Here is a 13,000-nt window from a genome sequence, read left to right as displayed (position 1 = left end):
GCCTCCTTGCATGATGGGAAACGAGGTGTATGTCTCTCCAGGATTGCGGGCTAAGAGCGCATTCGGTCGATGGGCTGACCCGGATATTGGATTTTTGGCACCGGTCCGCTCATTGTACCGTGCTGCATTTACACGCCGTCACCTGAAGGTGTGTTTGCACGTTTGGGATTGTCCTCTTCCATGTCCATTTAATGTGTCCTTTGACAAGATTGCGCCCGCCAATCTTCGTGCGGAACGTCTAAACGAAAATCCGTTGCTGGTTTATCAGCTTCTTCTGGTTCTTAATCTGAGATCACCTAGGGAGGCCATCATGAGAAAAATACCGTTGAGGTTAATCCTGTTGCTGAGCGTGCTGGGCGGCTTTGGTATTCCGCAAGTGGTATCGGCACAGACGGACGTTGCACTCAGTTTGTATGGCGCTTTCAATGGAACGACCAACGGAAACGGGACCGTACAGAGCCCATCGAATTCAGCAGGCGCGATGGTTGAGTTGCGGCACATTTCCAACCCGCTGGTCGGCTATGAGGCGACATACTCCTTCAGCGGAGATAATCAGCGGTACACTTCGACGGTTGCGACCGGCACCTGCGCAATCGGGGTTACGCCGCCGTGTCCGTCAACCGCGTCCGTTGCGGCTCATGCGCACGAGGTCAGCGGAGATTGGGTAGCTTCAGCACACATTGCGAATTTCAGACCTTTTGCACTTGCCGGCGTGGGTCTGCTGTTCAATCAGCCAACTGGCGGACAGAGCAGCACGAACAGCGCTACCAAGCCAGTGTTTCTTTATGGCGCCGGGCTTGACTGGGGAGTGCTGCCCCATCTCGGCTTGCGGTTCCAATATCGCGGGAACCTCTACAAGGCTCCGAACCTGTCGCGGCTTTTCACCTCGACGAATGCATTCACACATACATCAGAGCCGATGATCGGAGCTTATTTCCGGTTCTAGCCCGGATAGATCTTCAAGCCGGTGCGCCGCGACCAGTTCGAGGTGCGGGGGCTTCTTGGCGCGCCAGACGATTGGTTCGAAATCTCGGGTAAACGAATTCTGCTTGCAATGAAATGTTACAATATGTAACGTTACAGTGTGTAACGTAAGACTCTCCGAATTTGTCTGTTGGAGGGAGACGTCTCGTGGCCGAGTCTGGCTGCGCAGGATCGGTGTCAGCGCTGTCGCTGATGCGGCACAGCCTTGCGGCTTCCTTGGAAAACTTTGCGGATATTTGCATCCTGTGACGCGTCGCCTTGCGGCTTAACAGGTATACGTGCTTGTCGGCGTGGTGATTTTCGGAATTGACTGAGAACTCGATAACCAAACACAGCGTTGCGAAGTTGTACGGGTATAGGCACGACAATCACGGAGGACAACGGATGCTGCTCCGAAAGGCCAAGGCCATTTTGCTGCTGTCTTTGCTGTCTACCTCAAGTGCGGTTGCATGTGCGTCGTCGCCGGACCAGCGGCTACTGAGCCTGGTACCTCCCGAGAGCAAGATCATCGCGAGCATGGTTCGCCCGGCGGGCGAGGACAAACTCAGCAGCTTTCTTCTGTTCACGGAAAGCAACCGACTCGATCTGCAGGACTTTTTTGCCGTCAGTGGAACGGACACTACGCGTTCGATTCACCAGGTTGTCTTCACTGCAGGCGTAGGTTTGAAAGGCATACTGAGCGAGCACAGCCTTCTGGTCAGCGGGCATTTTAATCGAGATGCAATCTTTCGATTTGTGGGGGGCGGGAAGACAGAAATTGATCACTATCGCGGAGTCGCCATACTTGTGGTGCCAGCGTTTGAACGCGAGCGCAGCGCGCTGAGTGAATCGCGATGGCTGGCCATTATGGACTCGAACGCTGCGATTTTCGGCACAGCCGAAACAGTTCAGCGCGAGCTTGACCGCTACCTCGCAAACAGCCGGCCGGACTCTCTAATGATGGAGAGGCTGAGCCGGCTGGGTCGCAACGACGATTCATGGTGCCTGCTACCCGCGCCTAAAGAGGGCGGGGTGGCGCAGAGGGTTCTGGAAGATCTCGATAGCCAGCTTGGTTCGGTCGTGAAAGCTGGAAGGCCGCTGGAGTATGGAATTCATTTTGGACGCAGCATTGAAATCACCGCATCCTCGGCCGCCGTGGAAACGTCAGGCCAACGAACGCCGCCAGACTTGCAAATTGAAACATCGGCTGCGCCGTCTTACTTCCTTTCAAGATCAAGCGATCGAGAAGCCTACCCATTGAAGCGCACGGTGGTGAAAGTCCCACGAAGCCGGTATGAAAAATGGCTGGAAGATCTGTCTGCGCGGAGTTTCACCATTGGTGCTGCTCCCCACTGAGAATTTCGTGGCTGCGATCGCACATAGACAGGGTACAAGGAGACGCATTAGTTTGGCGTTATGGCGGGAGTGTCACTGGTATTGGATGGGAAGGTTGCGCTGATCACGGGCGGGTCCCGCGGGATTGGTGCGGAGACGGTGCGGCTGTTTGCTGCGGCTGGCGCCCGGGTCGTGTTCAGCTACCGACAGGCTAAGGAACTGGCGCTGACGTTGATGGATGAGTGTGGCGGTCCGACGCGCTGCATCCCCATCGAACAGGATCTGAGTTCGCCGGCGGAAGGGCGTGCGCTTGTGGGAGCGGCGCTGAAGGCCTTTGGGCGGCTGGATGCGCTGGTGGTGAATCATGGCGTCTGGCCTTCGGAAGATGCACCTATCGAGTTGATGACCGAGGAACAGTGGCGGAATACGATGGCCGTGAATCTGGACTCGGTATTCGGGCTGGTGCAGGCGGCGGTGGGGCAGATGCTGCTGCAGGGTGAGCCGGCGACCGGCGGGGATGGAACAAAAGGACATATTGTGCTGATTAGTTCCACGGCTGGGCAGCGGGGGGAGGCTCTGCACGCAGACTATGCCGTAACGAAAGGCGCGCTGATCAGTCTGACAAAGAGCCTGTCGAGTGAGCTGGCACCGCAGGGGATTCGCGTTAACTGCGTGGCTCCCGGATGGGTTGCAACGGATATGTCGGCGGGGACGCTGGGCGATCCTGCACTGGGCTCGCGGATCAAAGCAGGGATTCCGGTGGGGCGTGTGGCTACACCGCTGGAGATTGCGGGGCCGGTGTTGTTTCTGTGTACACCGCTAGCGGGTTTTATTTCCGGTGAGGTGATGAACGTGAATGGGGGAGCGGTGCTGGTGGGGTAAGAACAAGGGATCAGGGAACAGGGATAAGGAAAGGCTCGGAGGAAGAATGCGGAAGGGATTAGCGGTTGGGCTGGCTTTGGGATTGCTGGCGACGCCGCTGGGGTTACGGGCGCAGTCGGACGATGATGCCGGTGCGAACAAGACAGTTTCAAAGATGGATGAATCCGGCGAGAAAAACGCTGCGAAGGCACGCGCGACGCTGGACGCCATGGTGAAGGCCATGGGCGGGGACGCTTGGCTCAATATAAAGAACGTGGTGCGCGAGGGCCATATCGCGGCGTTCTTTCATGGCACGCCTGACCCGGGGACGACGCTGTTCTGGGATTTTCATACTTGGCCCGATCATGACCGGGTGGAGTATACGAAGCATCGCGACGTGGTGCAGTTTTACGTTGGCCGCAAGGGAATAGAAGTGACGTATCGCGGCGCAAAGCCGCTGCCGCAGGAACAGGTGGATGATTTCATGCGGAGACGGGATCACTCCATCGAGCTGGCGGTTAAGGTATGGCTGAAGGATCCGAAGACGATCCTGGTATATGAAGGGCAGCGCATGGCTGAGCGGCACATGGCGGACCAGGTGACGCTGATTTCGCCGGAAAATGAATCTATCACCATTCAGACGGATGTGCAGACCCATTTACCGCTGAGCCGCAGCTTCCAATGGCGCGATCCGATCTACAAAGACAAGAACACGGATGTCGAGGAGTACGCGGATTATCATGATCTGGACGGATTTCCCACTCCACTGTCGATTACGCGCGTGCACAACGATGAGATGCAGCGGCAGTTGTACATCGACAAGGTGCATTACAACCAAGATTTGCCGGCAGAGTTCTGGGACATCAATGCGGTGGCGAAGAAGATCAAGAAATAGCTGATAGCTCACGAGTCTCCAGCCTGGGCCATTCGCTTCATTTTGCTGATTGGCGCGGTTAGCCAGAGTTGATTCTGGCCATCCACCTTGCTGCGCAAGGAAGGGGCGCGCCCTCATTTCGGGCGGAGCGGCTTCGTTATAATCCTCGGGAGCGCGAGGTTCGATTTCGCGCGCTTTGTGGAGCTAGAGAATGACGTTCGATATCCAGGAGATCCTGGAATTCCTTCCGCACCGCTACCCTTTTCTGCTGATCGACAGGATCACCGAGTTTGAGCCGACCAAGCGGCTGGTGGCGATCAAAAACGTGACCATCAATGAGCCGTTCTTCCAGGGACATTTTCCGGGCTATCCGATTATGCCGGGAGTGCTGGTGGTGGAGGCAATGGCGCAGGCGGGCGGCATCATCATGCTGCATGAGATTGAAGATCGGCAGTCGAAGCTCGTGGTGTTTACGGGGATCGAGCGGGCCAAATTTCGTCGGCCGGTGACGCCGGGCGACCAGTTGCGGATCGAAGTAGATGTGCTTTCGTTCCGGACGCGCGCAGGGAAGATTCATGGACGCGCGACGGTGGATGGCAAGCTGGCGTGCGAAGCGACGCTGACATGCGCGGTGGTGACGCGGGAACGCGAGCGCAAGGCGCATGGAGACGGCCCAGATACGAATGCGGCAGGGGAACAGGCATCCACGGCGCCGGGGGTCGAGTGAGTATCCATCCCAGCGCGGTGATTGCGGAAGGTGCGGTAGTTCCTGACTCCTGCGAGGTGGGGCCATTCTCGACGATCGGGCCGGACGTGGTGCTGGGCGAGAATTGCAGGCTGATTTCGCACGTGGTGCTGGATGGAAGGACGCACATCGGGGCGCGGAATGTGTTTTATCCGTTCTGCGCGGTGGGCATGGCGCCACAGGATTTGAAGTACGGCGGCGAGCCCACCCAGACCGATATCGGCGATGACAATACGATTCGCGAAAGCGTGACGATCACTCGCGGCACGGTGGGCGGAGGGGGCATTACACGGGTAGGTTCGAAGAACCTGCTGATGACGGCGGTGCACATCGGGCACGACTGCATCGTAGGCAACGGTTGCATCCTCGCCAACGCGGCGACGCTGGCGGGGCACGTGATCATTGAGGACTTCGCGACAGTGGGCGCGTTCAGCCCGGTGCACCAGTTCTGCACGGTAGGGAAGTACGCCTTCATCGGTGGCGGGACGATTGTGACGCAGGATGTACTGCCGTTTTCGAAGACCTCGGCGCGGCGCGAGAACAAGGCTTTCGGCGTGAACAGCATTGGACTGGAGCGGCGCGGGTTCAGTGCGGAACGGATCAAGGCTTTGCAGCGGGCCTTCCGCTTGCTGCTGGTGTCGAAGATGAACACGACGCAGGCGCTTGAGAAGATTCGAGAGCTTGAGGGCGAGGATGTGGCCATGCTGGTGAAGTTCATCGAGCGCAGCAAGCGCGGGGTTATCAAGTAGACATGCGACTCGGTCTGATTGCCGGCAACGGGCGGTTTCCGTTCTTGCTGCTGGATGCGGCGCGGGCGCAGGGGTTCGCCGTGACGGTGGCGGCGATTCGCGAAGAGACCGACCCGGAGATCAACGATCGAGCTGCGGCCGACGAAAAGATTACAGTGCACTGGCTTTCCTTGGGGGAGCTTTCGCGATTGATCGACGTATTTCACAAGGAAGATGTGAAGTCCGCGGTGATGGCTGGGCAGGTGAAGCACAAACAGATCTTTTCCAGTATTCGGCCGGACTGGCGACTGGCGAAGCTGCTGCTGAATCTGCGTACACGTAACACGGACATGCTGCTGGGAGCGGTGGCCAAGGTGCTTGAGGACGAGGGCATCGACTTGATGAGTTCCACGCAGTTTCTGGAGCCGCTGCTGGCCCAGGAGGGCGCACTGACCGAGGCCGTGGGCGGCCGGGCGCCGAGCGAGGATGAGCGGAAGAATATCGAGTATGGCCAGGGGGTGGCACGAGCTGTGGCTGGGTTCGACATTGGGCAGACGGTCGTAGTGGCGGCGCAGGCGTGTGTGGCGGTCGAGGCTATGGAAGGAACGGACGCTACCATTGAGCGGGCTGGGATGCTGATGAAGTCGATGGAAGATGACGGTGGATCGCCCGCTTCTACGCTGGAACGAAGACTGACGGTAGTGAAGGTCGCGAAACCGAACCAGGATATGCGCTTCGATGTTCCGGTGATCGGGATCAAGACGATCGAAGCGATGATTGAGGCGGGCGCGAGTTGCTTGTCGGTGGAAGCGGGGCGGACACTGCTGTTCGATCGCGAGGCGCTCCTGAAGCGTGCGGCCGAGGCGGGGATTGCGGTCGTCGCGGTGCCGCGACGGCAGTGAACAGCAAATAGTGCACCGCTAAGGCCATCGATTGGCTTATGGCTTTGGAGACTATACTTGCTGGCAGCGGACTTCCCCGATTGTCATCCGCTACGTCTCAATAGCAGGGTCTGGTGTGCAGTCCTGGACTTCAATCGAAACATCCCCGATCTATCAACAGGAGGTTACATATGAGAAAGACGATCTTAATGGTTTGTGCCGCGGCGTTTGCGCTGACGGTTTCGCTGGCGACGGTGCGGGCGGCCGATGAGCCGATGCCGTCCGTTGGACAGACGGCGCCCACGTTTACTTTGCCCTCGCAGGATGGGAACCAAGTGTCACTGGATAGCTTTCGGGGCAAGTGGGTGGTGCTTTACTTCTACCCCAAGGACATGACCCAGGGCTGCACCATCGAAGCGCACAACTTTCAGCGCGACCAGGCGAAGTTTGACGCCGCGAACGCAGTCATTGTGGGCGTGAGTGTGGACACTCCTGATAGCCACAAGCAGTTCTGCACGAAGGAAGGGCTGACCTTTAAGTTGCTGGCCGATCCTGAACACAAGGTTGTGGACCAATACGGTTCGCTGGGCAACTACAACGGGATGACAATTGCGATGCGCAACACGTTCCTGATCGATCCAAAGGGAAAGATCGTGAAGGTGTGGACGAAGGTGAATCCGCAGGTGCACTCGGAAGAGGTGCTGGCAGCGCTAGCGGATGCGAAGAAGGGCTAGCGACCAAGTGGACAGTGGGCTGGCTTTCAGCTCTCAGGCAGGCAACTGGGCGTTAGCGAGGGACCATGACTGAATTGGCGCAGGAATTTCGTACGGGTTTGGATGACGTGCATCGAGCGCTGATTTCGGTGCCCGAGGGACTTGCCGATGTGCCGTGGCGCGAGGGCGGGTGGACGCGGAAGCAGATCGTGGGCCACCTGCTCGACTCGGCTACGAACAATCGGCAGCGGTTCGTTCGGGCGGCAAGCGAAGGTTTTTTCAACGGGCGAAATTATGAGCAGGATGCCTGGGTCGCGGCTCACGGTTACGCCGAGCAGACATGGGAGACGCTTCTCGGTTGGTGGGAGGCGGAGCACGAGATTCTGATGGCGGTTGTGGATCGCATTCCCGAGGAGCGACTCGAGGCTCCTTGCGTGATGGATGCGGATGCTCCGGTGACGCTGCGGTTTCTGATTGAGGACTACGTGACGCACCAGCAATGGCATTTGAAGCAGCTGCTGGCTCCCAGCTAGCTTTTCTGCGGCACGTGGGAAAGCGACAGCAGATCCTTCGCTCCGCTTACCCCACTGTGTGGGGCCCCAAGCTGCTCCGCTCAGGATGACAGTTGAAGAGGGTAGTCGGCCGGCGGAAGTGCTTCCCACCAGCAAGAAGACTGCCCTCAGGTCCCAGCTTCCCAGGTCTCATGATCGAAAACTGGGCACCTGGGTTCGTCGATGTTTCAGAAGTCCAGAGGCTAAAGCGCCCACCCTCGATTTTATATACGAGCGCAAAAAAGCCCGGCGGGTGGCCGGGCGCTTTTGCTTGCCTTTTGAAGATTGCGGTTGCCTAGTTACTTCTTTTTTGCAGTCTTCTTGGTTGCCTTCTTAACTGCCTTCTTTGCCGCCTTCTTTGCAGGAGCCTTCTTCGCTGCTGCCTTCTTGGCGGGAGCCTTTTTTGCTGCTTTCTTAACGGCCAATTTCTTACCTCTTTTTGTGGTTTTGCCAGCGCGCTTACCCGCTGCGGATTTTTTCGCCGCAGCCTTTCCGCCCTTAGCGCCAGCGGTTTTCTTGGCGGACTTCTTTGCGGCCTTTTTGGCCGGAGCTTTTTTAGCAGCCTTCTTGACTGCTTTCTTCGCTGCCTTCTTAGCCGGGGCCTTTTTGGCCGGAGCTTTTTTGGCAGCTTTCTTCGCGGCCTTCTTGGGGGCCGGCTTTGGAACGGGAATCGCTTCCACGATGATCACACCCTCTTCGACAACACCTTCGTCGTCGTCGGAGGAGGTGAGCACGTTTGAGGTTTCAACCTCGTCGTCCTCTTCCAGTTCATCGTGATCCGTGCTCGACTCTGCCGGCTCCAGGTCAGGATTACCGTCATTCATTGCGTACATCTTGATCACTTCGTCCATCCGATTGCCTCCAGCGGATTGCCGCTGCCCCTGATTGGGTACTGCAATTCTGCGGCGTTAAAAAAATCAACTCCGCATGCGGAGTCATTCTAACAACACCTCGAATGAAAAGCTATCAAAACGCGTGAAGAGAAATGTGATGAAGACTATTTTTTGTTGTGTGCGGAAGACTTGGCGTGCGAGGAATGCTTCGTCGCATGCGAAGAGTGCGCACCCTTCGTGGATGACTTGGTGCCGCTATGCGTCGAGTGGTTGCTGCCGGAAGAATGCGCACTTGTGCGCGAGTGCGACGAGGCCGACGCATCATGAGACGTCTCGGTTGCGGCAGCGACCTCGCGCGTGCCACCGGTCTTGGTTTTTCCGCGGCGGCTGCGGCTGCTACTGGCGCGAACCACGGTTGGCTCCGCGACGTGAAGGCGGCGGCCCGAGTCTATCTTGATGCCGCTGGCGGGAAGCTTGTTCCAGCGGCGCAGCTGGGTGAGGGAGACGCCAAAGCGATCGGCAACGGAGACCAGGGTATCGCCGCGGCGGGTGGTGTAGTAGACAGTGTGTGCGGACGGGGAGGCGGCCGGAGCGACGGGCACCACGAGCGCTTCGACCCCATCGAGCTTGCCAGTCTGGTCCAATTGATTGGCAGCGGCAAGAGACGAAACCGAGACGCTGTAGGTGTGGGCGACGGAGGCCAGCGTGTCTTCCGCAGTGACCTTGTGATAGCGCCATGAGTTGCGCTTGCTCTCCGGGATGGCGGCAATCTTTTCCTGGAAAAGTGCGGCGGTACCGGCGGGCAAATGCAGGTCAAACTGGTAGTCGGGCGGAGTAACCATGCGCAGCAGGCTGGGATTCAGCGCGATGAGCTCGTCGATCGGCGCGCCGACTATATCTGACACCAGCCTCAGGTCCGCGGAGTAGTTGATGGTGACCGTGTCGGTGAGGACAGGCGGGTCAAGCGTGATGTCGTCGAAGCCGTATTGCGTGGGGTGATTAGCAATGATGATGGCGGCAAGGATTTCGGGGACGTAGTTCTTGGTTTCGCCGGGTAGGTTATTGCGCTTGTAGAGCTCCCAGAAATCGGCGTAGCCAGTCTTCTCGACGGCGCGCTGAATGTTGCCGGTGCCCCAGTCGTAGCCGGCCATGGAGAGATACCAGTCTCCGAGCTGCGAGTAGATGTATTTCATGTAGCGTGCGTAGGCGCGGGTAGACTTTTCCGGATCGAAGCGCTCGTCAACGTAGCTGTTGCGCTCGAGGCCGTAGTTCCCGTGGGGCATGAACTGCCACATGCCGCCGGCGCGGGATCGGGCGTTGACGGCTCGGGGCTGAAACCCCGACTCCGCTACGGCAAGGTAGATGAGATCCTGCGGAACGCCCTCTTCACTCATGACGCGCTGAATCATCGCACGGTAACGTCCGGCTCGCTGGAAGGAGTGAAGCAGGGTGTTGTGACCCTTTGTGGTGTTGGCGAAGAAGTTGATGTACGAGGCGACGTAGTCGTTCACCACGAGGGGAAGGTCGGACTTGGTGGTCGCGAGGTCAGCGTTGGCCTTTGCTACGATGTTGGGATCAACGACGAAGGTGACATCACTGGCGGCCTCGGCGGGGGTGTCTTCGGTCTTGGGAGTGAACCCGTTGCCTTGTTTGAGGGCTTCCATCTCAAGGCCGTTGATCTGATCGACGATGTGATCGAATTCCTGCTGGAGTGCCGGGGTTGACTTGATGTCGATGCCGCTTGTGAGCATGAGATCGACGGCATTATCGAAATTCGATTTGGCCTCAGGCAGATTGCCACGCTTATACGCGGCTTCGCCGAGGGAGTATGCCTTTTCGACCTGCTGAATGAGCGTCTCTAGATGCTGCTGTTGTGCCGAGGTTTGCGGTGGAGGAGCCGGTGCGGGCGCAACGATCTGCTGTGGCGCGGGCGAGATCACCGCAGGAGCGAGAGCCTGGGAAACCGGAGTCGCCGAGATCGCGGGTTTTGAGGGGTCGCATGCTGACAGAGAAACGGCGAGCGTCAGGGTCAACGCGACGCAACCCGTGTTACTCAAGCGAGCAAGAATCATGCGCAAAAGTTGATGCTGTGACAACACTACCCCATAGCGCGGAACAATCGGTCTCATAAGTGCCTTGATTGTTTCGTTCGCTGGCTGTGAGACCCGACATCGAGGCGGGGCTCACTCCCTCGGCACGTCGATGCAGTGTATATGAGACCGATTCGAGGCACTATGCCGATGATAAGCTATGACCTAGAGACATCGCTGACTTTAGTACCAGGCCTGCAGTGATTACCTACCCCTGATGGACGTAAAATACCTCCGCAATTTCGCAATCATTGCCCACATCGACCATGGGAAGTCGACGCTTAGCGACCGCTTGCTTGAACTGACGGGCTCGGTGACCGGTCGTGAGATGCAAGCCCAGATTCTTGACGCTATGGACCTGGAGCGAGAGCGCGGAATCACGATCAAGGCTCACGCAGTGCGCATGATGTACAAAGCGCGCGATGGACAGACTTACCAGCTGAACTTGATTGATACCCCGGGGCACGTGGACTTCAGCTATGAAGTTTCGCGGTCGCTGGCTTCGTGTGAAGGGGCGCTGCTGGTGGTGGACGCAACTCAGGGCGTTGAAGCTCAGACGCTGGCCAATGCGTACCTGGCCATCAATCATGGGCTAGACATAATTCCAGTGATCAACAAGATCGATCTTCCTTCGGCCGACATTGTGCGGACGCAGGAGGCGATTGAGATGGCCGTGGGGCTGGACGCAACCGACGCGATTCCAGTGAGCGCAAAGACGGGCCAGGGCGTTGATGAGGTATTGGAGGCGATCGTGCACCGGTTGCCGCCGCCAACTGGCGATCCGGACGCACCGCTGCAGGCCCTGATTTTCGACTCATGGTTCGATGCGTATCGCGGCGTTATCGTGTTGGTGCGCGTGATGCAGGGAACGATGCGCAAAGGGCAGCGAATCCGGCTGATGTCGAACAACAAATCGTTCGAAGTTGAATCGATGGGCGTGCTGATGCCGAAGCCGGTGGAGATTGCGCAGCTTTCGGCAGGTGAAGTGGGATTCTTCGCGGCTACCATCAAAACGGTGAGCGACACGCGCATCGGCGATACGGTCACCGAAGAAGAGCGGCCAGCGGCAGAGCAATTGCCGGGATTCGAAGATATCAAGCCGATGGTCTTCGCGGGACTGTACACCGTTGATTCGCACGAACACACGCTGCTCAGGGATGCGCTTGAAAAACTTCGGTTGAATGATTCGTCCTTCTTCTTTGAACCCGAGAGTTCGGCGGCGCTGGGGTTTGGTTTTCGCTGCGGATTCCTGGGCCTGCTGCACATGGAGATCATCCAGGAACGGCTGGAGCGGGAGTACGAGCTTGATCTGATTACGACAGCTCCGGGCGTGCGCTATCACATCACGATGACGGATGGGTCCGTGCTGGAAGTAGACAATCCATCGCGTTGGCCGGAGCCAACGAACATCGACGAGATCCGCGAGCCGGTGATCACGGCCAAGATTCTGACCAACGAGGAATATGTGGGCGGAATCTTCAAACTCGTCGAGGAGAAGCGCGGCAAGCAAATGAACTTCGAGTATGTGACCCCGACTCGAGTTCTGCTTACGTACGAGTTGCCGTTGAACGAGATTGTGTTGGATTTCTATGATCGGTTGAAGTCGATTTCCCGAGGGTATGCGTCGCTGGACTATTCTCTGGCCGGGGAATGGGTATCGCCCATGGTGAAGCTGGACATCCTGGTATCGGGCGAGCCGGTGGATGCTCTGTCGATCATTGTGCATCGGGACTTTGCCTATGAGCGCGGAAAGGCGCTGGTGTCGAAGATGCGGGAGTTGATTCCGCGACAGCAGTTCGAGGTTGCGATCCAGGCGGCGATCGGGGCGAAGGTTGTGGCTCGAGAAACGGTAACTGCCCTCAGAAAGAACGTTCTGGCCAAGTGCTACGGCGGCGATATCTCCAGAAAACGCAAGCTTTTGGAGAAGCAGAAGGAAGGCAAAAAGCGGATGAAACGCATCGGGAAAGTGGACATTCCGCAGGAAGCTTTTCTTGCCGTACTCAGGGTGGGGGAAGAACAGCAGAAGTGATTCTGAAAAGGTGACTTGGCTCACAGCCAAGTCATCAACCATTCATGAGAAATTGTGGAAAGCTATAGGTAGCGGTTTCAAGTATCTCGAGCGCACGCAGGGTTGGGGCACGGCCGTCGTGGTCTGCGCTTCTGATAGATAAATAAGGAGCTTCCTAGGTTTATCAGAGCAAGTTGAAGTTGGCAAGAGTGGAAAAGCTCTTTTTGTTGTGCATCGTCCCCTTAGAAATCCACAAATTTTTCCACAGACGCTTCGCCATCATTACACGCGTCAAAGTGCGGCGAACAATTCACTTCAATTTGGATCTGAATTCGTAGGAAAAGGCCCCAAGAATCGGGGCCTTTTCTGATGGTTCGAACGATCCGAATCAAAAGGTCTTGGTAGAGCTGACGCCCTC

The 13,000-nt window shown here is 57.6% G+C and carries 12 protein-coding genes; 10 read left to right on the top strand and 2 right to left on the bottom strand.

Annotated features, from left to right (window positions below; translation table 11 throughout):
• The first annotated feature begins 310 nt into the window (after positions 1 to 310).
• From P8935_RS22110 to P8935_RS22070, 9 genes are all read left to right on the top strand, one after another.
• Positions 311 to 946 carry a hypothetical protein gene (locus P8935_RS22110; protein ID WP_348262480.1) on the top strand — a complete coding sequence of 212 codons (636 nt, stop codon included), beginning with the start codon at positions 311 to 313 and terminating at the stop codon, positions 944 to 946.
• Between the two features lie 422 nt (positions 947 to 1,368).
• Positions 1,369 to 2,319 (top strand): hypothetical protein, encoded by a 951-nt coding sequence (locus P8935_RS22105; RefSeq protein WP_348262479.1) that lies wholly within the window; start codon positions 1,369 to 1,371, stop codon positions 2,317 to 2,319.
• Positions 2,320 to 2,379: 60 nt separating this feature from the next.
• Positions 2,380 to 3,180, top strand: coding sequence for an SDR family oxidoreductase (locus P8935_RS22100; protein WP_348262478.1), 801 nt, complete (start codon positions 2,380 to 2,382; stop codon positions 3,178 to 3,180).
• Positions 3,181 to 3,226: 46 nt separating this feature from the next.
• On the top strand, positions 3,227 to 4,054 hold the full coding sequence (locus tag P8935_RS22095; protein WP_348262477.1) for a hypothetical protein: 828 nt from the start codon (positions 3,227 to 3,229) through the stop codon (positions 4,052 to 4,054).
• A gap of 190 nt (positions 4,055 to 4,244) precedes the next feature.
• Positions 4,245 to 4,760 carry a 3-hydroxyacyl-ACP dehydratase FabZ gene (gene fabZ / locus P8935_RS22090; protein WP_348262476.1) on the top strand — a complete coding sequence of 172 codons (516 nt, stop codon included), beginning with the start codon at positions 4,245 to 4,247 and terminating at the stop codon, positions 4,758 to 4,760.
• Positions 4,757 to 5,527, top strand: coding sequence for an acyl-ACP--UDP-N-acetylglucosamine O-acyltransferase (lpxA, locus tag P8935_RS22085; RefSeq protein ID WP_348262475.1), 771 nt, complete (start codon positions 4,757 to 4,759; stop codon positions 5,525 to 5,527). Before fabZ ends, lpxA begins: the two co-directional genes overlap by 4 nt.
• Positions 5,528 to 5,529: 2 nt before the next feature.
• Complete coding sequence (gene lpxI / locus P8935_RS22080) at positions 5,530 to 6,408, top strand: UDP-2,3-diacylglucosamine diphosphatase LpxI (protein WP_348262474.1); 879 nt, start codon at positions 5,530 to 5,532, stop codon at positions 6,406 to 6,408.
• Between the two features lie 170 nt (positions 6,409 to 6,578).
• The gene (locus P8935_RS22075; protein ID WP_348262473.1) at positions 6,579 to 7,121 is read left to right on the top strand and encodes a peroxiredoxin; all 543 of its coding nucleotides are present in this window, start codon (positions 6,579 to 6,581) and stop codon (positions 7,119 to 7,121) included.
• A gap of 65 nt (positions 7,122 to 7,186) precedes the next feature.
• Positions 7,187 to 7,633: a DinB family protein gene (locus P8935_RS22070; RefSeq protein WP_348262472.1), complete on the top strand. Its 447-nt coding sequence runs from the start codon at positions 7,187 to 7,189 to the stop codon at positions 7,631 to 7,633.
• 317 nt (positions 7,634 to 7,950) lie between these two features.
• Here the strand turns inward: P8935_RS22070 and P8935_RS22065 are convergent, their stop codons facing one another.
• Positions 7,951 to 8,502 (bottom strand): hypothetical protein, encoded by a 552-nt coding sequence (locus tag P8935_RS22065; RefSeq protein WP_348262471.1) that lies wholly within the window; start codon positions 8,500 to 8,502, stop codon positions 7,951 to 7,953.
• A gap of 146 nt (positions 8,503 to 8,648) precedes the next feature.
• Positions 8,649 to 10,613, bottom strand: a complete 1,965-nt coding sequence (locus P8935_RS22060; protein WP_348262470.1) for a transglycosylase SLT domain-containing protein — start codon at positions 10,611 to 10,613, stop codon at positions 8,649 to 8,651.
• 178 nt (positions 10,614 to 10,791) lie between these two features.
• On the opposite strand from P8935_RS22060, the gene lepA reads away from it, so the two are divergent.
• Positions 10,792 to 12,603 (top strand): translation elongation factor 4, encoded by a 1,812-nt coding sequence (gene lepA / locus P8935_RS22055; RefSeq protein ID WP_348262469.1) that lies wholly within the window; start codon positions 10,792 to 10,794, stop codon positions 12,601 to 12,603.
• Positions 12,604 to 13,000 lie beyond the last annotated feature (397 nt).

The sequence above is a fragment of the Telmatobacter sp. DSM 110680 genome (assembly GCF_039994875.1).
GTDB lineage: Bacteria > Acidobacteriota > Terriglobia > Terriglobales > Acidobacteriaceae > Telmatobacter.
The sequence above is the reverse complement of the archived record's forward strand: the minus strand, read 5'-3'. Positions and strand labels throughout refer to the sequence as shown.

Bases quoted from the DNA above. Each gene is read 5' to 3' on its own strand.
- P8935_RS22110 (WP_348262480.1), top strand. From the start codon at position 311: ATGAGAAAAATACCGTTGAGGTTAATCCTGTTGCTGAGCGTGCTGGGC.
- P8935_RS22105 (WP_348262479.1), top strand. From the start codon at position 1,369: ATGCTGCTCCGAAAGGCCAAGGCCATTTTGCTGCTGTCTTTGCTGTCT.
- P8935_RS22100 (WP_348262478.1), top strand. From the start codon at position 2,380: ATGGCGGGAGTGTCACTGGTATTGGATGGGAAGGTTGCGCTGATCACG.
- P8935_RS22095 (WP_348262477.1), top strand. From the start codon at position 3,227: ATGCGGAAGGGATTAGCGGTTGGGCTGGCTTTGGGATTGCTGGCGACG.
- fabZ (WP_348262476.1), top strand. From the start codon at position 4,245: ATGACGTTCGATATCCAGGAGATCCTGGAATTCCTTCCGCACCGCTAC.
- lpxI (WP_348262474.1), top strand. From the start codon at position 5,530: ATGCGACTCGGTCTGATTGCCGGCAACGGGCGGTTTCCGTTCTTGCTG.
- P8935_RS22075 (WP_348262473.1), top strand. From the start codon at position 6,579: ATGAGAAAGACGATCTTAATGGTTTGTGCCGCGGCGTTTGCGCTGACG.
- P8935_RS22070 (WP_348262472.1), top strand. From the start codon at position 7,187: ATGACTGAATTGGCGCAGGAATTTCGTACGGGTTTGGATGACGTGCAT.
- P8935_RS22065 (WP_348262471.1), bottom strand. From the start codon at position 8,502: ATGGACGAAGTGATCAAGATGTACGCAATGAATGACGGTAATCCTGAC.
- P8935_RS22060 (WP_348262470.1), bottom strand. From the start codon at position 10,613: ATGAGACCGATTGTTCCGCGCTATGGGGTAGTGTTGTCACAGCATCAA.
- lepA (WP_348262469.1), top strand. From the start codon at position 10,792: ATGGACGTAAAATACCTCCGCAATTTCGCAATCATTGCCCACATCGAC.